The organism is Micromonospora sp. NPDC005194 (assembly GCF_040608335.1).
In the GTDB taxonomy this organism is placed as follows: domain Bacteria; phylum Actinomycetota; class Actinomycetes; order Mycobacteriales; family Micromonosporaceae; genus Micromonospora.
Map to the genome: position 1 here is coordinate 85,268 of NZ_JBEXIA010000011.1, position 23,858 is coordinate 109,125.

26 protein-coding genes are annotated in these 23,858 nt (G+C 73.8%); 15 read left to right on the forward strand and 11 right to left on the reverse strand.

The annotated features are described in order from the left end of the window. Positions 1-7 precede the first annotated feature (7 nt). Genes ABZU53_RS12180 through ABZU53_RS12195 form a run of 4 tightly spaced genes read left to right on the forward strand, consistent with a single transcriptional unit; the run spans position 8 to position 4,140 of the window. Positions 8-1,525 (forward strand): PfkB family carbohydrate kinase, encoded by a 1,518-nt coding sequence (locus ABZU53_RS12180; protein WP_355065648.1) that lies wholly within the window; start codon positions 8-10, stop codon positions 1,523-1,525. After that, positions 1,522-2,223 (forward strand): SDR family oxidoreductase, encoded by a 702-nt coding sequence (locus ABZU53_RS12185; RefSeq protein ID WP_355065650.1) that lies wholly within the window; start codon positions 1,522-1,524, stop codon positions 2,221-2,223. The genes ABZU53_RS12180 and ABZU53_RS12185 overlap by 4 nt, the downstream gene beginning before the upstream one ends. After that, on the forward strand, positions 2,220-3,173 hold the full coding sequence (locus tag ABZU53_RS12190; RefSeq protein ID WP_355065652.1) for a glycosyltransferase family 9 protein: 954 nt from the start codon (positions 2,220-2,222) through the stop codon (positions 3,171-3,173). Before ABZU53_RS12185 ends, ABZU53_RS12190 begins: the two co-directional genes overlap by 4 nt. Next, positions 3,157-4,140, forward strand: coding sequence for a DNA topoisomerase IB (locus tag ABZU53_RS12195; RefSeq protein ID WP_355065654.1), 984 nt, complete (start codon positions 3,157-3,159; stop codon positions 4,138-4,140). Before ABZU53_RS12190 ends, ABZU53_RS12195 begins: the two co-directional genes overlap by 17 nt. A gap of 167 nt (positions 4,141-4,307) precedes the next feature. Here the strand turns inward: ABZU53_RS12195 and ABZU53_RS12200 are convergent, their stop codons facing one another. Together ABZU53_RS12200 and ABZU53_RS12205 are read right to left on the reverse strand one after the other, a co-directional pair. Then, on the reverse strand, positions 4,308-5,342 hold the full coding sequence (locus ABZU53_RS12200; RefSeq protein ID WP_354860988.1) for a helix-turn-helix domain-containing protein: 1,035 nt from the start codon (positions 5,340-5,342) through the stop codon (positions 4,308-4,310). Between the two features lie 10 nt (positions 5,343-5,352). Continuing rightward, the gene (locus ABZU53_RS12205; RefSeq protein WP_354860987.1) at positions 5,353-6,114 is read right to left on the reverse strand and encodes a TetR/AcrR family transcriptional regulator; all 762 of its coding nucleotides are present in this window, start codon (positions 6,112-6,114) and stop codon (positions 5,353-5,355) included. 81 nt (positions 6,115-6,195) lie between these two features. Here ABZU53_RS12205 and ABZU53_RS12210 point away from each other — a divergent pair, with 81 nt between their 5' ends. Further along, positions 6,196-7,794, forward strand: a complete 1,599-nt coding sequence (locus ABZU53_RS12210; RefSeq protein ID WP_355065656.1) for an MFS transporter — start codon at positions 6,196-6,198, stop codon at positions 7,792-7,794. Here the strand turns inward: ABZU53_RS12210 and ABZU53_RS12215 are convergent. The 4 genes from ABZU53_RS12215 to ABZU53_RS12230 form a co-directional block, all read right to left on the reverse strand. Next, the gene (locus tag ABZU53_RS12215; RefSeq protein WP_354860983.1) at positions 7,784-8,287 is read right to left on the reverse strand and encodes a hypothetical protein; all 504 of its coding nucleotides are present in this window, start codon (positions 8,285-8,287) and stop codon (positions 7,784-7,786) included. The two genes, ABZU53_RS12210 and ABZU53_RS12215, sit on opposite strands and share 11 nt — an antisense overlap. Positions 8,288-8,353: 66 nt before the next feature. Continuing rightward, entirely contained in the window at positions 8,354-9,985 is a 1,632-nt protein-coding gene (locus ABZU53_RS12220) for an ATP-dependent DNA helicase RecQ (protein ID WP_354860982.1), read from the reverse strand. A gap of 73 nt (positions 9,986-10,058) precedes the next feature. Next, a complete protein-coding gene (locus ABZU53_RS12225) occupies positions 10,059-11,009 on the reverse strand; it encodes a TIGR03557 family F420-dependent LLM class oxidoreductase (RefSeq protein ID WP_355065658.1) in 951 nt (316 codons plus the stop codon). A gap of 87 nt (positions 11,010-11,096) precedes the next feature. Next, positions 11,097-11,222, reverse strand: a complete 126-nt coding sequence (locus tag ABZU53_RS12230; RefSeq protein ID WP_255421242.1) for a hypothetical protein — start codon at positions 11,220-11,222, stop codon at positions 11,097-11,099. Between the two features lie 216 nt (positions 11,223-11,438). Here ABZU53_RS12230 and ABZU53_RS12235 point away from each other — a divergent pair, with 216 nt between their 5' ends. Next, positions 11,439-12,932, forward strand: coding sequence for a glycoside hydrolase family 3 N-terminal domain-containing protein (locus ABZU53_RS12235; RefSeq protein WP_354860978.1), 1,494 nt, complete (start codon positions 11,439-11,441; stop codon positions 12,930-12,932). A gap of 15 nt (positions 12,933-12,947) precedes the next feature. Here ABZU53_RS12235 and ABZU53_RS12240 read toward each other — a convergent pair whose 3' ends face one another. Both ABZU53_RS12240 and ABZU53_RS12245 read right to left on the reverse strand, forming a co-directional pair. Beyond that, positions 12,948-13,235, reverse strand: coding sequence for a GNAT family N-acetyltransferase (locus tag ABZU53_RS12240; protein WP_354860977.1), 288 nt, complete (start codon positions 13,233-13,235; stop codon positions 12,948-12,950). Next, entirely contained in the window at positions 13,232-14,458 is a 1,227-nt protein-coding gene (locus ABZU53_RS12245) for a cysteine desulfurase-like protein (protein ID WP_355065660.1), read from the reverse strand. The genes ABZU53_RS12240 and ABZU53_RS12245 overlap by 4 nt, the downstream gene beginning before the upstream one ends. A gap of 75 nt (positions 14,459-14,533) precedes the next feature. On the opposite strand from ABZU53_RS12245, the gene ABZU53_RS12250 reads away from it, so the two are divergent. From ABZU53_RS12250 to ABZU53_RS12280, 7 genes are all read left to right on the forward strand, one after another. After that, entirely contained in the window at positions 14,534-14,899 is a 366-nt protein-coding gene (locus tag ABZU53_RS12250; RefSeq protein ID WP_354860975.1) for a hypothetical protein, read from the forward strand. 58 nt (positions 14,900-14,957) lie between these two features. Continuing rightward, a complete protein-coding gene (locus ABZU53_RS12255; RefSeq protein WP_354860973.1) occupies positions 14,958-15,779 on the forward strand; it encodes a DUF1206 domain-containing protein in 822 nt (273 codons plus the stop codon). A gap of 81 nt (positions 15,780-15,860) precedes the next feature. Further along, on the forward strand, positions 15,861-17,078 hold the full coding sequence (locus ABZU53_RS12260) for a mechanosensitive ion channel domain-containing protein (RefSeq protein WP_355065661.1): 1,218 nt from the start codon (positions 15,861-15,863) through the stop codon (positions 17,076-17,078). Positions 17,079-17,323: 245 nt separating this feature from the next. Further along, entirely contained in the window at positions 17,324-17,758 is a 435-nt protein-coding gene (locus ABZU53_RS12265; protein WP_007458124.1) for a phage holin family protein, read from the forward strand. Next, a complete protein-coding gene (locus ABZU53_RS12270; RefSeq protein ID WP_354861987.1) occupies positions 17,755-18,117 on the forward strand; it encodes a DUF3618 domain-containing protein in 363 nt (120 codons plus the stop codon). The genes ABZU53_RS12265 and ABZU53_RS12270 overlap by 4 nt, the downstream gene beginning before the upstream one ends. Then, positions 18,114-18,386: a DUF4235 domain-containing protein gene (locus ABZU53_RS12275; protein WP_354861985.1), complete on the forward strand. Its 273-nt coding sequence runs from the start codon at positions 18,114-18,116 to the stop codon at positions 18,384-18,386. The genes ABZU53_RS12270 and ABZU53_RS12275 overlap by 4 nt, the downstream gene beginning before the upstream one ends. 286 nt (positions 18,387-18,672) lie before the next feature. After that, on the forward strand, positions 18,673-18,876 hold the full coding sequence (locus tag ABZU53_RS12280) for a cold-shock protein (RefSeq protein ID WP_013732668.1): 204 nt from the start codon (positions 18,673-18,675) through the stop codon (positions 18,874-18,876). Positions 18,877-18,979: 103 nt separating this feature from the next. Here the strand turns inward: ABZU53_RS12280 and ABZU53_RS12285 are convergent, their stop codons facing one another. Next, on the reverse strand, positions 18,980-19,174 hold the full coding sequence (locus ABZU53_RS12285) for a hypothetical protein (RefSeq protein ID WP_354861983.1): 195 nt from the start codon (positions 19,172-19,174) through the stop codon (positions 18,980-18,982). 94 nt (positions 19,175-19,268) lie between these two features. After that, positions 19,269-20,252 (reverse strand): aldo/keto reductase, encoded by a 984-nt coding sequence (locus ABZU53_RS12290; protein WP_355065663.1) that lies wholly within the window; start codon positions 20,250-20,252, stop codon positions 19,269-19,271. An 83-nt stretch (positions 20,253-20,335) separates the two neighbouring features. On the opposite strand from ABZU53_RS12290, the gene ABZU53_RS12295 reads away from it, so the two are divergent. Further along, positions 20,336-21,130 (forward strand): trans-aconitate 2-methyltransferase, encoded by a 795-nt coding sequence (locus tag ABZU53_RS12295; RefSeq protein ID WP_355065665.1) that lies wholly within the window; start codon positions 20,336-20,338, stop codon positions 21,128-21,130. Beyond that, positions 21,127-22,149 (forward strand): adenosine deaminase, encoded by a 1,023-nt coding sequence (locus ABZU53_RS12300; protein ID WP_355065667.1) that lies wholly within the window; start codon positions 21,127-21,129, stop codon positions 22,147-22,149. The genes ABZU53_RS12295 and ABZU53_RS12300 overlap by 4 nt, the downstream gene beginning before the upstream one ends. 296 nt (positions 22,150-22,445) lie before the next feature. Here the strand turns inward: ABZU53_RS12300 and ABZU53_RS12305 are convergent, their stop codons facing one another. Next, on the reverse strand, positions 22,446-23,849 hold the full coding sequence (locus ABZU53_RS12305; RefSeq protein ID WP_354861976.1) for a HAMP domain-containing sensor histidine kinase: 1,404 nt from the start codon (positions 23,847-23,849) through the stop codon (positions 22,446-22,448). Positions 23,850-23,858 lie beyond the last annotated feature (9 nt).

Here is a 23,858-nt window from a genome sequence, read left to right on the forward strand (position 1 = left end):
GGAAAGCGTGAGGGGACCCGTGGTGGTGGTCGGGGACACCCTGCTCGACCGGGACGTGGAAGGGGTGGTGAACCGCCTCTGCCCGGACTCCCCGGTGCCGGTGCTCGACGAGACCTCGGCCGTCGACCGGCCCGGCGGCGCCGGCCTCGCCGCGGTCTTCGCGGCCGCGCAGGGCGCCGAGGTGGTGCTGATCACCGCCCTCGCCGACGACGCCGGGGGCGCGCGGCTCAGCGCGCTGCTCGCCGCGGCCGGCGTGCAGGTGTACCCGCTGAGCCTGTCCGGTGCGACCCCGGAGAAGATCCGGCTGCGGGCCCGGGGCCGGGTGCTGCTGCGTCACGACCGTGGCGGCGCCTCCGGCGAGCCGGGTCAGCCCTCCGACGAGGTGCTGCGGGTGCTCGCCGCGGCGTCGGCGGTGCTGGTCAGCGACTACGGCCGGGGAGTGGCCCGCCAGCCCGCGCTGCGCGCCGCGCTGGCCGCCACCCGCGCGCCGGTCGTCTGGGACCCGCACCCGCGCGGCCCGGCCGCGGTGCCCGGGGTGCACCTGGTCACCCCGAACGAGTCGGAGGTACGCGAGCTGGTCTCCGCGCTGCCCGGCGCGTCCCGGCTGGCCACCGCGTCCCGGGGTGCGCAGGGGCTGCGGCGGCGGTGGCGGGCGGGCGCGGTCGCGGTGACGTTGGGCGGGGACGGCGCGTTGCTCTGCCACGCCGGGTCGACGCCGCTTGTGGTGCCCACCCCGGGCAGCGCCGAGGGCGACACCTGTGGGGCCGGTGACCGGTTCGCCGCCGCCGCCAGTCTCGCGCTGGCCGAGGGCGCGCTGGTCTCCGAGGCGGTGCAGGCGGCGGTCGCCGAGGCGTCCGCGTACGTGGCGGGTGGGGGAGTGGCCACGGCGCTGCCGCCACCGGAGCAGCCGTTTCCGCGCGTCCTGCGGGCGGGGTCGAACCGCGGACCGGCGAGCGGGCACGGGGTCGCCGGCCCGGGTGGTGACCGGGTGGGCATCGCGGCGGTCGCCACGCTGCTCGCCGAGGTGCGGGGTGCCGGCGGCACCGTGGTGGCCACCGGAGGCTGCTTCGACCTGCTGCACGCCGGGCACGTGGCCACCCTGCAGGCCGCGCGGCAGCTCGGCGACTGCCTGATCGTCTGCGTGAACTCCGACGCCAGCGTGACCGGGTTGAAGGGGCCGGACCGGCCGGTCATGTCCGAGGGTGATCGGGCCCGCCTGCTGGCCGCGCTGAGCTGCGTCGACGCCGTCCTCGTCTTCGACGAGCCGACGCCGGAGGCGGTGCTGTCCTGGCTGCGCCCCGACGTCTGGGTCAAGGGCGGCGACTACGCGACCGGCGGCCCAGACGCGGAAGGGCTCCCCGAGGCGGAGGTCCTGCGCCGCTGGGGCGGGAACACGGTGGTGGTGCCGTACCTGGACGGTCGTTCCACAAGTGACCTGATCACCCGTTCGGCCGGCGGGCAGGCCCCCGGCTTGGGTGAACGCACGCAGCAGCCGGTGTCGACGACGCGGGAGCGCAGCCGATGACCGCCACGACGTCCGGCGCCGGGCCCACCGTCCTGGTCACCGGCGGCTCCAGCGGGCTCGGCGCGGCGGTGGTCGCGGCGGTGGCCGCTGCCGGTGGCCGCCCGCTCGTGCTGGACCGGCAGGCGCCGGTCGACGGCGTGTCCTGGACCGAGTGCGACCTCGCCGACACCCGCGCCGCCGAGGTGGCCACCCAGCACCTCGCCGAGCAGGCCGGCGGCCTGGACGCGGTGGTCACGGCCGCCGGCACGGACGTGCCGGGTCGGCTCGCCGACGTGCCGGGGGAGATCTGGGACCGGATCGTCGCCGTGGACCTGCTGGCCACCGCCGCGGTGATCCGGGCCGCGCTGCCGTTCCTGCAGACCTCTCGGGGCCGCATCGTCACGGTCGCCTCGACCCTGGGGGTCAAGGCGGTCAGCGACGCCACCGCGTACTGCGCGGCGAAGTTCGGCGTGGTCGGGTTCACCCGCGCCCTGGCCGCCGAGCTCGCCGGCCAGGTCGGGGTCACCCTGCTCATTCCCGGCGGGATGCGTACCGCGTTCTTCGACGAGCGCGACCCGCAGTACAAGCCGGGGCCGGACGCCATCCTCAACGACCCCGTCGACACGGCCGCGGCGGTCATGTTCGCGCTCAACCAGCCGCCCGGCTGCGCGGTGCGCGAGATGGTGGTCTGCGCCGAGCAGGAGACGTCGTACCCGTGATCCTCGTGCTGCGCGCCCTCGGCGTCGGCGACCTGGTCACCGCGGTGCCCGCGCTGCGGGCGCTGCGGGCCGCGTACCCCGGTAGGGAGCTGGCGCTCGCCGCGCCCGGCGGCCTGGCCCCGCTGGTCGACCTGGTCGGGGGCGTCGACCGGCTGGTGGACACCGCCGGGCTGGACGGGCCGTCCTGGCCCGGCCCCGCCCCGCAGGTCGCGGTGAATCTGCACGGACGCGGCCCACAGTCGCATCGCCTGCTGGCCGCCGCCCGTCCGGGGCGGCTGCTCGCCTTCGCGAACGCCGCCGCCGGGTTCGGCGACGGGCCGCGGTGGGTCGACGACGAGCACGAGGTGGACCGCTGGTGCCGGCTGCTGTCCTGGTACGACATCCCGACCGACCGCCGTGACCTCGGCCTGCGCCGGCCCGGAAAGGCCGGCCGACCAGCCGGCGCCACCCTGCTGCATCCGGGCAGCAAGGTCCCCGCCAAGCGGTGGCCCGCCGAACGGTTCGCGGCCCTGGCCCGGGCGCTCGACGAACGGGGGCATCGGGTGCTGGTCACCGGCTCGGCCGACGAACGCGCGCTGGCCGCTCGGGTCGCCGACGCGGCCGGCCTCGCGCCGGCCACCGTGCTGGCCGGCCGGACCGACCTCGGCGCGCTGGCCGCGCTGGTCGCCGACGCCCGGCTGGTGGTCAGCGGGGACACCGGCGTGGCCCACCTGGCCACCGCGTACGGGACCCCGTCGGTGGTGCTCTTCGGGCCGGTGCCTCCGGCCGCGTGGGGGCCACCGCCGGACCGGCCCCGGCACCGGGCGCTGTGGGCCGGTGCGGGGGATTGGCGCAGGTGGGACGGGGTAGGGAGCCACCCGACATTGACGGCCCTGCGCCTCGACGAGGTGCTGGCCGCCGTGGACGAGGTGGAGAGGGCGGTGCGGGTCTCCGGTGCGGTTGCGGCGTAGCGACCCGGGTCGGCCCGGTTACGGGCGACGCCGGCGCGGTAAGGGCTGGACCTTCGTCGATCCGGGCGGTGCGGTCGTGCGGGATCCCGCGACCCTGGCGCGGCTGCGGGAGCTGGTGATTCCCCCGGCCTGGCAGGACGTGTGGATCGCGCCGCACGCGAACGGGCACATCCAGGCGACCGGCATCGACGCGGCCGGACGCAAGCAGTACGTCTACCACCCGGTGTGGCGCGAGAAGCAGGACGCGGCGAAGTTCGACCACATGCTGGAGGTGGCCCGGCGGTTGCCGGGGCTGCGGGATCGGGTGGGACAGGACCTGGGCGGGCGAGGGCTGGGTCGGGACCGGGTGCTGGCGACCGTGACCCGACTGCTCGACATGGGGATGTTCCGGGTCGGCAGCGACCAGTACGCGGCCGGCGACGACCCGACGTTCGGGGTGTCCACCCTGCGCCCGGAGCACGCCCGCAGACGCGGTGGCTGCGTGGTCTTCGAGTTCCCCGCCAAGGGCGGTATCGAGCAGGTGCGCCGGATCGAGGACCCGGAGTTGTGCGAGGTGCTGGTCAACCTGCGCCGGCGTCGCCGGCGGGCGGACCGGCTGTTCGGCTACTGGGACGGCCGGGAGTGGCGCGACGTACGCAGTGACGAGGTCAACGGCTACCTGCGCGACGCCAGTGGCGGCGAGATGACCGCCAAGGACTTCCGCACCTGGCATGCCACGGTGCTGGCCGCCGCGGAGTTGGCCGCGGCCGACCCGGCCCGCTCGGCCACCGCCCGGCGCAGGGCGGTGGCGGCGGTGATGCGTGCGGTGGCCGAGCTGCTGGGCAACACCCCGACGGTGGCGCGGACGTCCTACGTGGACCCCCGGGTCGTCGACCTCTACCACGACGGAGTGGTGGCGCCGGTGGACCCGGGTGCGCCGCGCGAGGAGATCGAGCGGGTCGTGTTGGACCTGTTGGAGAAGGCCTGACCGGCCCCGCCGACGATCCTGGGGGGAAGCGACGGGGCCGGGGCCTCGGCCCGGGGGCGACACCGGGCGGCCGCCCGCCGCGTCCTGCGGCGGGCGCCTCGCCACGGCCCCCGTTCGTGGCCGCTGTCGAGCCCGGTGCGCGGGCGCCGCCTCGGCCACGTCGGTCGTCAGTCTGCCCCGGACGAGTTGACTCTGGATGCCAGGCGGTTGACGGGCCGCGCCGCAAGTGCGTCGCCGTCGCGACACGCCTGCGGGCTCACCCCGTACGCCGCCCGGAACACGCGACTGAAGTGGGCCTTGTCCCCGAACCCCCAGCGCGCGGCGATGACCTGCACGGGCTGGGTCCGCAGCGTCGGGTCGGTCAGGTCACGCCGGCACCGGTCCAGCCGAAGGTCCCGGATGTACGACGCCACAGTGGAGTTCTCGGCCTCGAAGAGCCGGTGCAGTGTGCGCAGCGAGATGTGGTGGGCGTCCGCGACGACCTGTGGGCTGAGCGTCGCGTCGCCGAGGTGGCGGTGGACGTACGCCTGCACCTGGGCGACCAGCGCCCGGCGGCGGACCTCGGTCGGCACCGCGTCCTCGGCGACCAGGTGCCGGCCGAGCATGGTGGTGGCCAGGTCCAGCCCCACCGCGCCGAGCCGGCCGGCGTCGGCGGCGTGGTACTGCTCGGGGTGCCCGGTCACCTGGAGCAGGAACTGCGCCAGCAGCGCACCGAGCCCCTCGCTGCCGGACATCCGGCCGCCGTAGAGCGCGGCCATCCGCTGGGGTGGCAGCGGCAGCGCGGCGTGCGGGATCAGCGTGATGATCGAGGTGGCCTGGGTCCGTTGCGGCTCGGTCGAGTGGTGGCAGACGTCGTGTTCGCGGGAGGCGTCGTAGAAGGTGAACTCGCCGGCCAGGATCTCGCTGCGGCGACCGTCCTGACTGGACGTGCCGACGCCACCGGTGGTGAGGGCGAGCACGTAGAGCTCCGGGTCCGAGCGGCGGACCAGCTTGCGGGTGCGGGTGGCGTCCAGTGACGGGTACTGGTACTCGACCAGTTGGATCGCGCCGAGGTCGACGAAATCGGCCCGGGCGGCGAAGTCGGCCGTGTGCGCGGACCGGATCCGCAACGGCGCGGAGGTGCGCGCCACGAGGTCCAGCCACATGCCGAACCGTTCACCGGGTGGCAGGACGGTGGTGTCGACGGTCTCGGTGGGCAGCATCGGCGTCGCCTCAGGCCGCTCGGCGGGCGATCAGCGCCTCGATGCCGTCGAGGATCCGGTCCAGGCCGAAGGTGAACTCGTCGTCCGGGTCGTCGTCCTGATCGAGGACGCCGGCGTTCAGCACCCGAAGCAGCGCGGGGAAGCGGACCGGGTCGATGAGACGCCCCACCATCCGGCGGTACGCCGGCATCATCTCGCCCGGCTCGACGCCGGCCGCCCGGCTGCCCTCGGCGATCTGGTTGGTGAGCGTGGCCTCGTTGCGGACGTACCCGGTGATCAGCAGGAGGATCGACATCTTCTCGCCCTCGGGCAGGGTGGTGCCGTCGAGGCAGCGCAGCCCGTCCTCCATCCAGTCGAGCTGCTGAGGGGTGATCGGCGGGCCGGTGATCGGCACGTGCAGCAGCCAGGGGCGCTGTCGCAGCACGTCGTGTTCGGCCCAGGCCCAGCGGGTCAGGCGGGCGCGCCAGTCGTCGTCCGGCGAGGCCGGGCCGGGCGACGGGCCGTACCCGGCGTCCACCATGAGCGTCAGCAGCTCGTCCTTGGAGCCGACGTGCCGGTAGAGGGCCATGGTGGCCGCGCCCAACTCCTTGGCCACCCGGCTCATCGAGACGGCCGGCAGCCCATCGGCGTCGGCGACCCGGACGGCGGCGTCGACGATGGCGGGCACGCTGAGGCCGGGTCGGGGACCCCGCGGTGGCCGCCCCCGCAGGCCCCAGGCGCTCTCGATGGCCGGCGGGAGCGCCGGGCCGCTGTCGTCTTTCGTCTCCGCCACGTTTCCTCCTTGCCCCGCCATCCTAGTTCTGCGTATGGTCTACGCATAACAGCGTACGTCATACGCAGAAGGAGTTCTCCCATGACAGCGACGACCGCACCGGCACCCCACGCGGGCCGGCGGGAATGGATCGGATTCGCGGTGCTGATGCTGCCGCTGCTCCTGGTCTCGATGGACGTGTCGGTGCTCTACTTCGCCGTCCCGTTCATCAGCGAGGAGCTGCGGCCCACCGCCACCCAGCAGCTCTGGATCTTCGACATCTACGGCTTCGTGCTCGCCGGGCTGCTGATCACCATGGGCGCCCTCGGCGACCGGATCGGCCGGCGTCGGCTCCTGCTGCTGGGCGCCACCGCGTTCGGCACCGCGTCCCTGCTGGCCGCGTACGCGGACAGCGCCGCTACGCTGATCGCCGCGCGCGCCGTGCTCGGCGTCGGCGGGGCCACCCTGATGCCGTCCACGCTCGCCCTGGTGCGCAACATGTTCCACGACGCCAAGCAGCGGGGCACCGCGATCGGCATCTGGACCGCCACGCTCACCGGCGGCATCGCCATCGGACCGGTGCTCAGCGGCGTCCTGCTGGAGCACTTCTGGTGGGGCTCCATCTTCCTGATCAACATTCCGGCGATGCTGTTGCTGCTCCTGCTCGCCCCGGTCCTGGTGCCCGAGTTCCGCAACCCGGTGCGCGGGCGGTTCGACCTGGTCAGCGCGGCGCTGTCGCTCGGCGCGCTGTTGCCGGTGATCTACGGCATCAAGGAGATGGCACGCGACGGCGTCAGCGCGGTCCGGGTGCTGGCCGTCGTCGCCGGTCTGCTCGTCGGGGCGCTCTTCCTGCACCGGCAGCGGACCCGGGCGTACCCGATGGTCGACCTGGCGCTGTTTCGTCGCCACGGCTTCGCCGGGTCGCTCGCGGTGAACCTGCTGGCGATGTTCGCCCTTGTCGGGTTCGCCATCTTCACCACCCAGCACCTGCAACTGGTGCTCGGCCTGAGCCCGCTGCGGGCGGCACTGTGGAGCCTGGTGCCGTCGCTGGCGGTGGGCGGCGTGGCCCCGGCCGCCGCCGCGCTCGCCCAGCGTGTCGAGCGGGCGTACCTGATCGGCGCCGGCTTCGCGATCGCCGTGCTCGGGTTCGCGGTGCTGACTCGGGTCACGCCCGAGACGCCGCTCTGGCTGCTGCTGGTCGGCGCCAGCGTGTACGCGGGCGGCCTGGTGATGGTGATGTCGCTGGTCACCGAGCTGGTCCTCGGTGCGGCGCCGCCGGAGCAGGCCGGTGTCGCCTCCGCGCTGACCGAGTCCAGCAGCGAGCTGGGCGGCGCGCTGGGGATGGCCATCCTGGGCAGCGTGGGCGCCGCGATCTACCGCCGCGAGGTCCTCGACGAGCTGCCGGCCGGGCTGCCGGCGGACGCCCGCGACGCGGCCGGGGAGACGCTGGGCGGTGCCCTCGCCGTGACCCGGGGACTGCCGGCGGAGGTGGGTGACGCGGTGCTGCACGCAGCCCGGTTCGCCTTCACCGACGGGCTGCACCTCGCCGCGATCGCCGCCATGGTGGCGATGGTCCTGGGCGCGGCGACCGCGCTGGTGACGCTGCGCGGCGTCCGGCCGGCCGACCCGGCGGCGCTGGCCGCCGAGCCGACCGAACCGAACGGTACGCCGCTGTCGGAAGCGTCGTCGGTCAGTCGTTGAGCACGTGCGCGAGCCGGTCGCGGAACCGCCGCTCGGAGTCGCTGACCGACTCGCCGCCGAGGCCGAGCAGCCCGCCGCTGGACGCGGCGCCGACCACCTGCTCGGCGATCTTCACCAGCCAGTGCTTGTACGCGCCGGCCTCGCCCTCGTCGACCCGGGCGGCCAGCAACGCGGACGCCTCGCCGGCCCGCACCAACACGTCGTCGATCATCGCGCCCGGGTCGGCGGGCGCGATGACCGGCAGCTCCTCGCCGCTGTCCGGGTCGCCGACCCGCGCGACGATCTCGCCGGCCACGGCGGCGACCAGCGGGCTGGCCGACTCCCGGCCCGCGGCGATGGTCTCCAGCCCGGCCGCGTTCTCCGCCATGGTCCGGCGGGTGCCGTCGGACTCGGCGGCGCTCGCCGCGGTCAGCACCGACTGCGGGAGGCCGACCAGCAGCCCCCACTCCCCGTCGGAGAAACCGAAACCGGTGTACGCCGGCTGCTCGATCACGGCAACGCCCCTTCCGCCCTGCTCAGTGTGTCAATCCACGGGCCCCGCACCGGTGCCCGGGTCAGGCTAGTCCAGGGTCAGCAGACCCTGCTCGGACACCACGCGCACCGACAGGGTCTTGTACCCGACCTCATCGAAGAGAACCGTCATCTTGTCGTCCTCGTAGGAGAGCACCAGGCCGTGCCCCCACTCCGCGTGGCGCACCTGGCTGTGCACCGGAAACGGCCCGACCGCGCCCTGGTCGGCCACGCTGGTGCCCCGGTGGCAGTTGTCGCAGTGCGCGCAGACTTCGGTCATCTGCTCGCCGAAGTAGGCCAGCAGGGTCTGCCCGCGACAGGCGGTGGTCTCGGCGAAGGCCCGCATCATGTCGGTGCGGGAGCGGGTCACCGTCTGCTGGCGTTCCGCCTCGGCCAGCGCCGCGGCCGCCGCGTCGGTCGGGGTGGGCGAGTAGCGGGGCGCGGCGATGCGCTGCCGGGCGCGCGGCTCGGCGGCGCCGGCCTGCTCCAGCAGCGAGAGGTACTGGCCCAGCTTGCGCGGGCCGAGGCCGGTGGCCTCGCGCAGCTCGGTCTTGGTGGCCGGCTTGCGGCGCAGCAGCGCGGCCAGGTCGCGCAACTCGTCGGGGTCCGGCAGGCCGCCGCTGAAGAACCGTTGCAGGCCCACGTCCTCGGCCTGCCAGAGCAGCAGCACCCGGGCCGGCTGTCCGTCACGTCCGGCGCGGCCGATCTCCTGGAAGTAGCTGTCCGGCGAGTCGGGTAGCGCCATGTGCACCACCCAGGCGATGTTGGGCTTGTCGATGCCCATTCCGAACGCCGAGGTGGCCACCATGATCGGCACCTGGTCGGCGAGGAACGCCTCGTGCAGCTCGTTGCGCGCGCCGGCCGGCATCCCACCGTGGTAGAACTGCGCCGGGAAGCCCGCGTCGGTCAGCCGGGCGGCCAGCTCCTCGGCCGACCTGCGGGTCGGCACGTAGATGATCCCCGGTCGCTCGTCGTCGCGCAGCAGCGCGATCAGTCGCCGCCACCGGTAGTCCTCGGTGGGGCAGTGCGCCACCTCCAGGAACAGGTTGGACCGGTCCAGCCCGGACACCACCACCTCGGGCTCGCGCAGCCGCAGGCGGGCGATGATGTCGTCGCGTACCGGCGGGGAGGCGGTGGCGGTCAGCGCGACCACCGGCGGCCGGCCGATGCCCTCGATGAGGTGGCCCAGCGCCAGGTAGTCGGGCCGGAAGTCGTGCCCCCAGGCGGAGATGCAGTGCGCCTCGTCGATCGCCACCAGCGCCGGCTTCAGCGCGGCGACCTCGGCCATCCGGTCCGGGTTGCTCAACTGCTCCGGCGTGATGAACAGGAACTCCGCCCGGCCCGACTGGATCTCGGCGATCGCCTCGGCCTGCTGCGCGGCCGACTCGTTCGAGCTGATCCGCACCGCCCGCAGCTCCGGACGCTGCCGCTCGTTGAGCGCCGCGATCTGGTCCTGCTGCAGCGCCAGCAGCGGGGAGATCACCACGGTCGGGCCGGGGATCAGGCTGGCCGGGATCTGGTAGATGGCCGACTTGCCGGCGCCGGTGGGCAACACCACCAGGGCGTCACGTCGCTTCATCACCGCGCGCATGGCGGCGAGCTGGTTGGGCCGCAGCGCTTTCCAGCCGAAGAGGCTCCGCGCCGCGCGGCGCAACGTCATCGAATGCGTGGACAGTTTCATCGAGGGCCGGAGGTACCCGAGCCCACGACCGCCGAAACGCGTTCGGCGATCATGGGCTCGGCGGGTCGGTGGCTCAGCGCAGGCGGGGGAGCACCTCGCGCTGGTAGAGGTCGAACAGGCCCTGGTAGTGCGGGCCGGTGTTGGCCACGTACACCTCGTCGAAGCCGGCCTTGGCGTACTTGTCGATCATCTCCAGGTGCGCGTCGGCGCTGTTGCCGCAGACGAACGCGTCGCGCACCATCTCCGGCGTGACCAGCTCGGCGGCCTGCTCGAAGTGGCGCGGCGAGGGCAGCACCTGGGACAGCTCGCCCGGCACCCCGGCATTGGGCCAGCGCTCGTACGCGATCCGCGCGCCCTCGGACTCGCTTGCCGCGTACGCCGCCTTGAAGCCGGCCTGGCACGGCTTGTCGCCGCCGCCGTTCTCCCTGAAGCGCCGGACCATCTCACCGTCGGGCATCGTGCTCACGTAGCCGTCGCCGATGCGGGCGGCCAGGTCGATGGCCTTCGGGCCGAAGCCGGAGACGTAGATCGACGGCGGCGTGTCGGGCAGCGTGTAGATCCGGGCGTTCTCCACCGTGTAGTGCTTGCCGCGGTGGTTGACGAAGCCGCCGTCCCACAGCTCTCGCAGCACCTCGACGGCCTCCTCCAGCATCTCCAGCCGGACGTCGGCCGGCGGCCAGGCGTCGCCGAAGATGTGCTCGTTGAGCGCCTCGCCGGTGCCGACGCCGAGCACGAACCGCCCGCCGTGCAGCACCGCGCTGGTCGCCGCCGCCTGGGCGATCACGGCCGGGTGGATCCGCACGGTCGGGCAGGTCACCGCCGTGGTCACCGGCAGCGAGCAGACCTGGCTGAGCGCGCCGATCATCGACCAGACGAACGGGCTCTGGCCCTGCGCGTCCACCCAGGGGTGATAGTGGTCGGAGATCCACAGCGCCTCGAAGCCGGCCCGTTCGGCGCCGCGGGCCTGCTCCACCAGCTCGGCCGGCGTGAACTCCTCACTGGACAGAAAGTAACCGATCTTCATCGCTTCCCCTTCGGCGCGCGGACCAGCTGATGGGGAAGCCGTACCCCGGTCGCGGTCGGCCACACCGGTAGGCCGGGGCCTGATCGCTCACCGTCGGCCGAACATCGCCCGGATCGCCGCGAGCAGCAGGAGGGCGCCGACCACCAGGCCGAGCAGGCGTACGCCGGGGATGTCGGCCGGGCTCGTGGCGTCGGCCAGCAGGGCGGGGTCCATCCCCGCACTCTCCCGGGAACGGTGCCGCCGGGCAACTGTAAGGTTTATTGACTATTGAATCGCTCGGTGTGACCATGGCAGCACCGCCTGCCGGTGGCGGTGCGCCGAGGGCGCGCGAGAGATGGGGTACGGGGGCCGCATGAGCGAGCGCAACCAGCGGGTCGGCGGCAACGCGCCGACGCCCGCGACCGACGCCGACCGTTTCGGGGCCACGGCGTGACCGCGCCCGCCGGGCACCTTCCGGAGCTGGCCGCCGCCGTCCTGCAACCCGGGTTCGTCGGCACCACGCCGCCACAGTGGGTGTGCCGCTGGCTCGGCGAAGGGCTCGGCTCGGTGGTGCTCTTCGCCCGCAACGTCGTCGACACCGCCCAGGTGGCGGCGCTGACCGCCACGCTGCGCGCCGAGCGGCCGGACGTCATCGTGGCGATCGACGAGGAGGCCGGCGACGTCACCCGGATCGAGTCCGCCCGGGGCAGCACCCGGCCGGGGAACTTCGCCCTCGGCGCGGTCGACGACCCGGCGCTGACCGAGGCGGTCGCCCTCGACCTCGGCGTCGAGCTGGCGGCGGCCGGGGTGACCCTCGACTACGCGCCGGACGCCGACGTCAACTCGAACCCGGCCAACCCGGTGATCGGCGTCCGGTCGTTCGGGGCCGACCCGGCGCTCGTCGCGCGGCACACCGCCGCCTGGGTCCGCGGGTTGCAGCGCGGCGGCGTGGCCGCCTGTGCCAAGCACTTCCCCGGGCACGGTGACACCCGCGTCGACTCCCACCACGACCTGCCCCGGATCACCGCCGACCGGGCCCGTCTGGACGCCTGCGAGTTGGCGCCGTTCCGCGCCGCCGTGGCGGCCGGCGTGCAGGCGGTGATGACCGGCCACCTGCTGGTGCCCGCGCTCGACGAGCGGCTGCCGGCCACGCTGAGCCAGCGCATCCTGGGCGGGCTGCTCCGCGACGAGATGGGTTTCTCCGGCGTGGTGGTGACCGACGCGGTGGAGATGCGCGCGGTCGCCGACCGGTACGGCTTCGCCGGCGCGGCGGTGCGGGCGCTGGCCGCCGGGGCCGACGCGATCTGCGTCGGTGGTGAGCGGGCCGACGAGGGGGCGGCCCGGGAGCTGCGCGACGCCATCGTGGCCGCCGTCGTCTCCGGTGAGCTGCCCGAGGAACGTCTCGCCGAGGCCGCCAAGCGGGTCGGGCAGCTCGCCGCTTGGACGGTGGCCGCCCGCGCCGCCCGCTCGGGCGCCGTCCACGGGGCCTCCGACGTCGGGCTGGTCGCCGCCCGTCGTGCCGTGCGGGTCACCACCGGCCCGGACGCGCCGAGCGCGCTGCCGCTGACCAGCGCCGCGTACGTGGTCGAGTTCGAGCCGCCGCGCAACATCGCCATCGGCGCGGAGACCCCGTGGGGCATCGGGGAGCAGCTGGGCGAGCTGCTGCCCGGCACGACGACGGTGCGCCACGCCGAGCCCGACGTGCCCGCCGACCCGGGCGCCGGGGCCGGCGACCGCCCCCTCGTCCTGGTGGTCCGTGACCTGCACCGGCACGAGTGGATGCGCGCCGCGGTGCGGCGTGCGCTCAGCGCCCGGCCCGACGCGGTGGTGGTCGAGCTGGGCGTGCCCGAGCTGGTCACCGGGTCGGCCCACCTGGCCACCCACGGCGCCACCCGGGCCAGTGGGCAGGCCGCCGCCGAGGTGCTGACCGGCCGGGCCCGCTGACGCCGACCCGTTCGGTTACGGCTGCTCGGCCACCAGGTCGGCGTACTCGGGGTGCTTGTCGATGAACGCGGCGACGAACGGGCACTGCGGCACCACCCGGCCGCCGCGGGCGCGCACCTGATCCAGGGCGCCCCGGATCAACGTGCTGCCGACGCCCTTGCCCTGGAAGCCGCTGTCCACCTCGGTGTGGGTGAAGACCAGCACCTCCCCACGGGGCAGGTACGCGGTGAAGCCGGCCAGCGCGTCGTCGACCAGGATCTCGAAGCGGTTCTTGGCGGGGTTGTCCTCGACGAGGGTGCTCACCGGGCCATTGTCCCCGTCCGGTCGGCCGCCGCGTCGAGTTCGGCCAGCAACCGGTCCACCTCGTCCGCCGTGTTGTAGTGGTAGATGCTGGCCCGCACCGCGCCGCCGCTGTCGCGCAACCCCATCGTCTGGAAGTACTCGTAGGCGTAGTAGTCGCCGGACGACAGGCAGAACCCGGCGTCGCCAAGCGCCTGCTGGGTCGCCGCCGGCGACATCCCGGCGACCCGGAACGAGACCGTCGGGCAGCGCCGCGCCGGCGAGCCGTAGACGGTGATCGCGGGCCGCGCGGCGAGTCCGGCGAGCAGCCGGTCCAGCAGCGCCTCCTCGTGCGCCTGCGCGGCGGCCAGTCCGGCCCGCAGCCGCGCCCGGCGGTCACCGACCGCGTCCGGGTCCAGCCCGGCGAGGTGGTCCACCGCGGCGGTCACGCCGGCCAGCAGCGCGAAGCTCGGGGTGCCGTACTCGAAACGGTCCGGCGCCGCGTCCGCGGACGGCACCAGCTTCGCCGGGCGCAGCGCCGCCCACCGGGCCGGGTCGGCGACCATCGCGGCCAGGTGCGGCCCGGACCACTTGTAGGCGCTGGTGACCAGCACGTCCGCGCCGAGCGACGCCAGGTCGGTCGGCCCGTGCGGCACCGAGTGCACCCCGTCGACGCAGACCAGCGCCCCGACGGAGTGCGCGATCTTGGCGATCGCCGGCACGTCCGGCACGGTGCCGATGGCGTTGCTGCCGGCGGTCACCGCGACCAGCCGGGTCCGCTCGCCGACCAGGTCGGCGTACTGGCCGGTGGGCAGCTCGCCGGTGTGCCTGTCGAACTCGGCCCAGCGCACCGTCGCGCCGGCGGCCTCGGCGGCCTGCACCCACGGGCGCACGTTGGCGTCGTGGTCGAGCCGGGACACCACCACCTCGTCGCCCGGCCGCCAACCAGCGCCGAGCGTACGGGCCAGGGTGTACGTCAGCGCGGTGGCGCTCGGGCCCAGCACCACCCCGTCCTGCTCGGCGCCGAGCAGGTCGGCGACCGCCGAGCGGGCCGCCGCCACCAGCTCCAGCGAGCGGCGGCCCGGCTCGAACGCGGCGCTGCGGTTGCCGACGGCCGCGCGCATGACGTCGGTGACCGCGTCGATCACACCGGCCGCGGTCTGGGTGCCCCCGGCGCCGTCGAAGTGGACGAAGCCCTCGGTCAGGGCGGGATAGGCGGCCCGGATACGGGCGATGTCGAAGGCCATGCCCGGACCCTAGCCGGGATGCGTTGCGCGCTCGCCCTCGCCTGGGCGTCGCGGACGTCTCGTACCCTTGGCGAGGTGACGAACCGACCCGCCACCATCCCCCTGCCCCCCGTCCGCCGCGCCGCCGGCCTCTTCGCCGGCCTGGCGCTCGGCCTCGCCGTGCTCGCCGGTTGCAGCTCCCAGGGCGCCTCCACCGACTGCGGGCTGGACGCCTGCACGGTCACCTTCGAGCGGGGTGTCGACGCGAGCGCCACGATCCTGGGCGTCGAGGCCAAGCTGGTCGGGGCCGAGGGCGACCAGGTGACCGTCGAGGTCGCCGGCGAGCAGCTCACCCTCACCACCGGCCAGCAGGCCACCGAGGCCGGCGGCTTCGCGGTCACCCTCGACAGCGTCACCGACCAGCAGGTCAAGATCCGCGTTTCCCGCAACCCGGGCAACTGACCTGGCGGGCGGCGGTGGCCGACGTTTGGGGATCTTCGAAATCGGAGATTGTGGCCGCATGTCACTCACCCGTAGCGCCGAAGCCACCGCCTCCCGAACGGCGGACAGCCGGTGGCTGGAACTCCTCGCCCGGGCCGGCTTCATCGGCTACGGCATCGTCCACCTGCTCTTCGCCTGGCTGGCCCTGCAGATCGCGTTCGGCTCGTCGTCCGACGACGGCGACCAGTCCGGCGCGCTGCGGACGCTCGCCGCGCAACCGCTGGGCAAGTTCCTGGTCATCGCCACCGCGGTCGGCCTGCTCGCCATGGCGATCTGGCAGGGGTTGGAGGCGGCGGTCGGGCACCGCGCCGAGCGGGGCAGGGAGCGGGTCACCGAACGGCTCGCCTCGGCCGGCCGGACCATCGTCTACCTCTACTTCGCCTGGACCGCGTTCAAGGTCTTCTCCGACGCCGGTTCGAACAGCGCCGACCAGCAGGAGGCGCTGACCGGCAAACTGATGACCTCCACCGGGGGCCGCTGGCTGGTCGGCCTCGCCGGGCTGGTGCTCGCCGCCATCGGCGTCGGTCTGGTGATCTACGGGATCCTCAAAAAGTTTGAGAAGCACCTGAAGACCGGCGAGATGAGCCCGAAGACCCGCAAGCTGGCCCGCCGGCTGGGCATCGCCGGGTACGTCGCGAAGGGCGTCGCGTACGGCATCGCCGGCCTGCTGGTCATCGTGGCGGCGGTGAACTACGACCCGGAGAAGGCCCGCGGTCTGGACGCCGCGCTGCACACCCTTGGCGAGCAGTCGTACGGCACCTTCCTGCTGACCCTGGTCGCCCTGGGCATCGCCTGCTTCGGCGTCTACTGCTTCCTCCAGTCCCGGTACCGCAAGGTCTGAGCTGGTCGATACCGGGGACGTCGGGCACTATTGGGCTTTTGCCCGAACTACCGCCCCCGGTCGAAGGGAAGCGCCCCACTCGTGCAGAGCTATCTCGAAACGGCCGTCGCCGCGCTCGCCGCGGCGGCGGTCGCCCTTTTCCTGGTCGGGGTCATCCACCGGCTCACCCGACGGTTCGGTCGCCGCTCGCTGTTGATGACCGAGTTGACCGACCACGCGCACCGCCCGTTCCAGGTCGCCGTCACGGTGCTCGCGGTGCAGTTCGCCATCCGCTTGAGCACCGGGTACGCCGTCGGTGAGAGCTGGCGGCGGCTGCTGCTGCACCTGCTGGTGCTCTGCGTGATCGCCAGCGCTGCCTGGCTGGTGGCGGCGCTGCTGATCGTCGTGGAGGACACCGCGCTCGCCCGGTTCCGCGTCGACGTGCCGAACAACCGGCACGCCCGACGGGTGCGTACCCAGGTGGTGATGCTGCGGCGGCTGACCGTCGCGGTGATCGTCATCCTGACCGTCGGCGTGATGCTGATGACGTTCCCGAGCGTGCGCGGTATCGGCGCCGGCGTGCTGACCTCCGCCGGTGTGGTCGGTGTGGTGGCCGCGTTGGCCGCCCAGAGTCTGCTCGGCAACGTCTTCGCCGGGCTGCAGCTCGCCTTCAGCGACGCGGTCCGCCTCGACGACGTGGTGGTCGTCGAGGGGGAGTGGGGTCGGATCGAGGAGCTGACCCTCAGCTACGTGGTGGTCCAGATCTGGGACGACCGGCGGCTGATCCTGCCCACCTCGTACTTCACCAGCACGCCCTTTCAGAACTGGACCCGGACCGAGGCGGCCGTGCTCGGCACCGCCGAGTTCGACGTCGACTGGGCCGTGCCGGTGCAGACCATGCGGGAGGAGCTGCGCCGGCTGGTCGAGGGCACCGAGCTGTGGGACGGCCGGGTCTGCGTCCTGCAGGTCACCGACGCCACCGGCGGGACGGTACGGGTGCGCGCGCTGGTCAGCGCCGCCGACGCGGGCAGCCTGTGGGACCTGCGCTGCCTCGTCCGCGAGCACCTGGTGGCCTGGATCCGGGACAACCGGCCCACCGCGATGCCCCGGATGCGCACCGAGCTGGGCGACGCCAGCAGCAACCTGCCGTGGCAGTGGGTCCAGCCCCGGCGGCCGACCAGCCGTCCGGGCGCCACCGAGGCCCCCGACGACGCGCGCGTCTTCGGCGGCAGTGACGACGGCGACGCCCGCAGCGAAGCCTTCGTCGGCCCCGACGAAACCCCCACCCCCACCCCCAGTCCCGCCACCCCCACCCGCTGATTCCGGTGATCAAGAGGTTTGCGTCACGGAAAGCGCGACTCCTGACGCAAACCTCTTGATCACCGTCAAAGGGGGGTGGGCGGGGAGGTTTGGGTTGGCTTTGGCGGGGGACCTGCTGCCGGACATCTCTGTCGGCGATCGGCGCGGCAACCGGGCAACAGGAACGGTCACCGACTCGGGGCGCTCTAGGATTGACGAGCGGCAACTCCGGGCATACAGCGCGGTGATGAGGAAAGGAGGACAGCATGGCTGACGTGGCAAATGCCCGCACATCCCGCAATGGGAGCGAGCCCTCCACCGCCGAGCTGGTGCAGCGGGCCACCGAACAGGTCTCCCGTCTGGTGCGAGATGAACTGGCGCTGGCCCGGGCGGAGTTGACCCAGAAGGGCAAGCACGCCGGTATCGGGATCGGCCTGTTCGGCGGCGGCGGCGCGCTGGCGTTCTACGGCCTGGGCGCGCTGGTCGTCACGGCGATCCTGCTGCTCGACCTGGTGCTGCCCGCCTGGGCCGCCGCGCTGATCGTCGCGGTGGCTCTCTTCCTGGTTGCCGGCATTCTCGCGCTGGTGGGAAAGAAGCAGGTCAGCCGTGCGGTCCCGCCGATGCCGGCGGCAGCGGTCCGCAGCCTCCGGGCTGATGTGGACACCGTCGCCGCCGCCGTGAAGGACAGGGGCCGGGCATGACAGGCAACGGGAGGGGCGACACCGAGGCCCTCCGCGAGGAGATCCGCCGCACCCGGGTCGAGCTGGGCGAAACGATGGAGGCGCTGGCCGCCAAGGCGGACGTCAAGGCCCGCCTGAAGGAGTCCGCCGAGCAGGCGCGGGAGCGGATGCGCGAGCAGGCGGCGCAGACCATGGCCCGGGTCCGCGGGCAGGCCGCCCGCGGCGCCGAGATGGCACGCGCCCAGGCGTACGACAAGGGCGGCCTGGTCCGCGAGAAGAGCGAGCTGGTTCGACGCAACCCGGTGCCGTGGGCGGCGATCGCCGCCGGCGCGGTGGCCACCGTGGTGGTGCTGATGATCGTGCGGGGGAGGCGTAGGTGAGCAAGAGCATCGGCAGGGTCGCGTACCGGCCGGTCGGCGTGTTGTTGGGTATCGCCGCGGGTACGGTGGCCGGCGCGATCTTCCGGCAGGTCTGGAAGGTCACGGCGGGCGACGGCGAGGCGCCCAACGCCACCGACGAGGACCGCGGCTGGGGCGAGATCCTGGCCGCCGCGGCGTTGCAGGGGGCCATTTTCGCGGTGGTCCGCGCCGCTGTGGACCGGGGTGGAGCGGTCGGCGTGCGCCGGATGACCGGCCACTGGCCGGACTGACCGACATCGACGTGAGGCCCCCTTCCATATCGACGGGAAGGGGGCCTTTCGCACGGCTCCGCACGCCGCCCAGCGACCTCGGGCATCCGTCAGGTCACATGTCGGAGAAATTCGTCGGACAGGTCGTGCAGACTTTTTGCGTACGTGATTTGCTGTTCCACGCTGTTGCGAGATGGCGTGGGTTGAGAGACGTTCCCTTCGTGGGGGCCGCCTCAGACGCCGCTGCTCGAAAACGGCCAATCGGCCGCACGGCGTGCACGGCCGCCAGTTTTAGAAGGAGATACACATGGCGCAGGGAACCGTGAAGTGGTTCAACGCTGACAAGGGCTTCGGCTTCATCACCGTCGACGGCGGGGGTGCTGACGTGTTCGTCCACTTCTCGGCCATCCAGTCCAGCGGCTACCGCACGCTGGAGGAGAACCAGCGAGTGGAGTTCGAGATCGCCCAGGGTCAGAAGGGCCCGCAGGCCGAGCAGGTCCGTCCCCTCTGACGAGGGTGGCCGGCCCCCGCCGGTCAGTGGACGACCCGGCCAGGGGTCGTTGCAGTAAAGCCCCGTATCCCTTCCGGGATGCGGGGCTTCCCACGTTCATCAGTCAGCGTCGACGGCGCGAGCGCAGGCCCAGCCAGATGACGACCAACCCGGCCAGGGCCACGATCGGGCCGATCACCGCCCAGATCCGCTCGTCGGTCATCGCGCTGCCGCTGACGTAGCCGAGGCCCTGCACCGTCCACACCGCACCGACCACCACGGCCAGCAGGCCGAGGGTGAGCGTCAGCCAACCCCTCATCGCGGGCCCTCCTTCCCGGATCGGGCGGCGCGCCGCCCCCGGGTCCCAGCATCGCCGTTGCGGTGGCGCGACGCGAGCACCCGGGGTGGGCGGCTCACCACCGGTCGTGCACCTGCGGGCGGATCAGCTCGTCGTAGACCTCGCGTACGCCAGCCAGTTGCGCGGCCGTGAGCGGCGGCAGGTCGGCCGCGGCGGCGTTGCGCCGGGCCTGCTCGGCGTCGCGGGCGCCGGGAATGACGACTGTGACACCGGCCTGGTCCAGCACCCACCGCAGCGCGAACTGCGCCATCGTACGGTCGGAGTCGACCAGCGGCGCCAGCCGACGGACGGCCGCGAGCCCCTGCGCGTAGTCGACGCCGGAGAACGTCTCGCCCACGTCGAACGCCTCGCCGTGGCGGTTGTAGTTGCGGTGGTCGTCGGCGGGGAACTCGGTGTGCTCGTCGTAGCGGCCGGAGAGCAGGCCGCTGGCCAGCGGCACCCGGGCGATGATGCCGACTCCGGCCTGCGCGGCTGCCGGCAGGACGCGCTCCAGCGGCTTGTGCCGGACGGCGTTGAGGATGATCTGGACGCTGGCCACGCCGGGCCGGGCGATGGCGGTGAGCGCCTGGTCGCAGGTCTCCACGCTGACCCCGTACCCCGCGATGGCCTTCTCGGCGACGAGGGTGTCCAGGGCGTCGAAGACCGCGTCGTCGGCGAAGACGGCGGTCGGCGGGCAGTGCAGCTGGACCAGGTCCAGGGTGTCCACTCCGAGGTTGGCCCGGGACCGGTCGGTCCACTGCCGGAAGTGGGCCAGGGTGTACGCCTCCGGCCGCTGCTCGACGCGCCGGCCCATCTTCGTGGCGACGGTCAGGCCTGCGTCGGGCCGGGAGCGCAGGAAGCGGCCGATCAACTGCTCGCTGCGGCCGTCGCCGTACACGTCGGCGGTGTCCAGGAAGGTGACTCCGGCGTCCACGGCGGCGCTGAGCACGGCCATGGCGTCGGCCTCGGTGACCGTGCCCCAGTCGGCGCCGAGCTGCCAGGCGCCCAGGCCAACCACTCCGACAGTCCGGCCGAGCCGGTTGAAGTTGCGCTGTTCCATGCCCCCGAGCCTAGTGATCGGGTTGCCGGCCTGCCAGGCGAGCCGTACCGTCAACAAGACGGACGTACGGTTTGGAGGCGGAGATGTGGGATCCGACGACGTACCTGCGCTACGGCGACGAGCGCTCCCGGCCGTTTCACGACCTGCTCGCCCGGGTCCCCGCCGTGCGGCCCCGGACGGTGGTCGACCTCGGCTGCGGGCCCGGCCAGCTCACCGCGACCCTCGCCGAGCGCTGGCCGGACGCCCGGGTCCGCGGCCTCGACTCCGCGCCGGAGATGATCGACCGGGCGCGCGCCCTGCCGACCCCGGTCGAGTTCGCCGTCGCCGACCTGCGCGACTGGCGCCCGGCCGGCGACGAGGACGTGGTGGTCACCAACGCGGCCCTGCAGTGGGTGCCCGGCCACCAGGAGCTGCTGCGCCGGTGGGCCGCCGACCTGCCCGCCGGCGCCTGGCTCGCCATGCAGGTCCCCGGTAACTTCGACGCCCCGTCGCACCGGGCGCTGCGCGAGGTCGCCGGCCGACCGGCCTGGCGTGCCGAGCTGACCCCGCTGCTGCGCGCCGACCCGGTCGACGACCCGGCCGACTACGCGGAGCTGCTGACCGCCGCCGGCTGCGCGGTGGACGCCTGGGAGACTACCTACGTGCACCTGCTGCCGGCCGAACCCGCCGCCGACCACCCGGTGCTGGCCTGGATGGAGGGCACCGCGCTGCGCCCCGTCCGGGCCGCCCTGGACGCCGCCGGCTGGTCGGCCTTCCGGGCCGAGCTGGGCGTACGGCTCGCCGCCGCGTACCCGGTGCGGCACGGCCAGGTGTCCTTCCCGTTCCGCCGCGTCTTCGTCGTCGCCCGCACCGGCGCTCATGCCCAGGAGAACCCGTGACCGACCTGACCACCTTCATCGCCGGCCTGCCCAAGGTGGAGCTGCACGTGCACCACGTCGGCTCCGCCTCCCCCCACATCGTCGCCGAGCTGGCCGCCCGGCACGAGGGTCGCTCGCCCGTCCCGGCCGACCCGGCGGCCCTGGCCACCTACTTTGAGTTCCGCGACTTCGCCCACTTCGTCGAGGTCTACCTGAGCGTCGTCGACCTCATCCGCGACCCGGAGGACGTCTGGCTCCTCACCCACGAGGTGGCCCGGGAGCTGGCCCGCCAGCAGGTCCGCTACGCGGAGCTGACCATCACCCCGTACTCGCACGTGCGCCGGGGGATCCCCGCGCCGGCGTTCTGCGAGGCGATCGAGGACGCCCGCAAGCGCGCCGCCGCCGACTTCGGCCTTGAGCTGCGCTGGTGTTTCGACATCCCCGGCGAGGCCGGCCTGCCGGCGGCCGAGGAGACGCTGCGCATCGCGCTCGACGAGCGCCCGGACGGGCTGATCAGCTTCGGTCTCGGCGGCCCCGAGATCGGCGTACCCCGGCCGCAGTTCCGGCCCTTCTTCGACCAGGCCCGTGCGGCCGGGCTGCGCTCGGTGCCGCACGCGGGCGAGACCACCGGCCCGCAGACCATCTGGGACGCGCTGAACGAGCTGGGCGCCGAGCGGATCGGGCACGGCATCTCCGCCGCCAAGGACCCGGAGCTGCTCGCGTACCTGGCCGAGCGGCAGATCGGGATGGAGATCTGCCCGACGTCCAACGTACGGACCCGGGCCGTGGCCAGTCTCGACGAGCACCCGCTGCCCCGGCTGGTCGAGGCCGGGCTGCTCGTCACCATCAACTCCGACGACCCACCGATGTTCGGCACCACCCTCAACGACGAGTACGCGGTGGCCGCCCGGCTGCTCGGGGCGGGCCCCGGGGAGCTGGCCGCCCTGGCCCGCAACGCGGTGACCGCGTCCTTCCTCGACCCGGCCGGCAAGCAGCGGATCACCGCCGAGATCGAGGCGTACGTCGCCAGCGCCGGCTGACGCCGGTCGGCTGGGCCGCTCGGGTGAGCGGGGCGCGCGGCGGGAGCGTGGGTGTGGGGGGACCTGAGACTCCCGCCGCGCGCGCGGCTCCACCGGCCCGTGGGTGCGCGGTGCGCTGGCCGGTGGAACTGGTGGGTTCGTGCTCTGATCCTGTCAGCCCGCGGGCCTCCGACCGCCGTCGTTAACCGCGATCTAAGGAAGACTTGCGCCGCCGCACAGCCCCGGTCCGCTCAGCCGATCGGAGCGCCCCCGTCGGCCGATCGGTCGGAGGTGTTTAGTCGCCTGCGCGGCGCTGCTCAGTCGTCGGTGGGGCGCTGGCGGGGCCAGCGACGGCCGCTCGTCTTCTGGTCCCGGGCGTCGCGCGCCATCCGGCCCACGAGGCCGAACCGGTTGACCTGCCGGGGCGTCGCCTCCGGGTCGGCGAGCAGCATCACCACGCTGGCGCCGCCCAACCGGGCCCGGTCGATGCTGACCGAGCCGTTGGCCTGCAACGCCACCCGCTTGGCGATGTCCAGGCCGAGCCCGGTCGAGCCCTGGTCGCTGGTGCCCCGCCGCAGCGCCCGGTCCGGGTTGGCGATCCCCGGGCCGGCGTCGTCGATCCGGATCGCCACGTACCCGTCGCGGCGGGACACGGCCACCTCGAACGCCGTTCCCTGCGGGGTGTAGCGGAAGACGTTGCCGATCACCGCGTCCAGCGCGGCGGCCAGCTCGGCGCGTGGCACGGGCGCGGGGATGCGCAGCTGAGCGCCGTTGACCCGGTGTGGCCGGTTCTGGTCACCGGCGAGCGCCGCCCAGAACACCATCCGGTCCCGGACGACCTCGCTGACGTCGCACATCGCCGGGCCGGCCTCGTGGGCCACCGCCTTGCGCGTGGTCTTGATCAGCACGTCGATCTCACCTTCGAGGGTGACGATCGCCTGCCGGATCCGCCGGATGCCCCGTAGCCGGTCCAGTTCCGCCGGGCTGAACGAGCCCACGCTGGTGTCGTCGGACTCCAGCGCCTCCGCGTCCAGCCGGAGCACGGTCAACGGCGTCCGCAGCCGGTGGGACAGATCGGCCACCAGCTCCCGCTCATCGGTGCGCGCCGCGTCCAGCCGGTCGGCCATCCGGTTGAAGGCGTACCCGGCCTCCGCCAGCTCACGGGGGCCGGTCGGCTCCACGCGTACGCCCAGGTCGCCGTCGCCGATCGACAGGGCGGCCTTGACCAGACCTCGGGTGGCGTCCACCGCGCGGGCGGCCACCCGGTCGACCACCAGCACCGCCGCGCCGGCCATCGCCGCGCCCACCCCGAACAGCAGCAGCCAGGTGCTGCCGGCGCCCTCGCCCAACGTCGAGTCCGCCACGAACACCTCGACCACGGCCGTCCGATCGCCGAGGACCACCGGGTCGAGCCGGACCACCCCGCCGTCGACGTCGGTGACCAGCGAGCGCCGCTCGGCGCGGGCCCGGTCCAGGTCGCTGCCGCTCGCGCGGCCGGCAGACTCGTCCAACCCCAGCCCGTGCACCACCGGCCGGGTCGACGCGCCGTCACCACTGGCCACGACGGCGCGTTCCACCACCGCCGGGTCCGTGCTCACCGCCAGCGCCCCGGTCACCAGCGCGCTGCGCCGGGCCGCGTCGGCGATCGCCTCCTCCCGGCTCTGCTCGCGCAGGCTCAACCCGAGCGGGATCAGGAACGCGAGCGCGACGAGACTGCACATGCCGGCCGT

Coding starts and splice junctions, on each gene's coding strand:
- ABZU53_RS12185 (WP_355065650.1), top strand. CDS start 1,522: ATGACCGCCACGACGTCCGGCGCCGGGCCCACCGTCCTGGTCACCGGC.
- ABZU53_RS12200 (WP_354860988.1), bottom strand. CDS start 5,342: ATGCTGCCCACCGAGACCGTCGACACCACCGTCCTGCCACCCGGTGAA.
- ABZU53_RS12210 (WP_355065656.1), top strand. CDS start 6,196: ATGACAGCGACGACCGCACCGGCACCCCACGCGGGCCGGCGGGAATGG.
- ABZU53_RS12220 (WP_354860982.1), bottom strand. CDS start 9,985: ATGAAACTGTCCACGCATTCGATGACGTTGCGCCGCGCGGCGCGGAGC.
- ABZU53_RS12225 (WP_355065658.1), bottom strand. CDS start 11,009: ATGAAGATCGGTTACTTTCTGTCCAGTGAGGAGTTCACGCCGGCCGAG.
- ABZU53_RS12230 (WP_255421242.1), bottom strand. CDS start 11,222: ATGGACCCCGCCCTGCTGGCCGACGCCACGAGCCCGGCCGACATCCCC.
- ABZU53_RS12245 (WP_355065660.1), bottom strand. CDS start 14,458: ATGGCCTTCGACATCGCCCGTATCCGGGCCGCCTATCCCGCCCTGACC.
- ABZU53_RS12255 (WP_354860973.1), top strand. CDS start 14,958: ATGTCACTCACCCGTAGCGCCGAAGCCACCGCCTCCCGAACGGCGGAC.
- ABZU53_RS12265 (WP_007458124.1), top strand. CDS start 17,324: ATGGCTGACGTGGCAAATGCCCGCACATCCCGCAATGGGAGCGAGCCC.
- ABZU53_RS12270 (WP_354861987.1), top strand. CDS start 17,755: ATGACAGGCAACGGGAGGGGCGACACCGAGGCCCTCCGCGAGGAGATC.
- ABZU53_RS12280 (WP_013732668.1), top strand. CDS start 18,673: ATGGCGCAGGGAACCGTGAAGTGGTTCAACGCTGACAAGGGCTTCGGC.
- ABZU53_RS12285 (WP_354861983.1), bottom strand. CDS start 19,174: ATGAGGGGTTGGCTGACGCTCACCCTCGGCCTGCTGGCCGTGGTGGTC.
- ABZU53_RS12290 (WP_355065663.1), bottom strand. CDS start 20,252: ATGGAACAGCGCAACTTCAACCGGCTCGGCCGGACTGTCGGAGTGGTT.
- ABZU53_RS12295 (WP_355065665.1), top strand. CDS start 20,336: ATGTGGGATCCGACGACGTACCTGCGCTACGGCGACGAGCGCTCCCGG.
- ABZU53_RS12305 (WP_354861976.1), bottom strand. CDS start 23,849: ATGTGCAGTCTCGTCGCGCTCGCGTTCCTGATCCCGCTCGGGTTGAGC.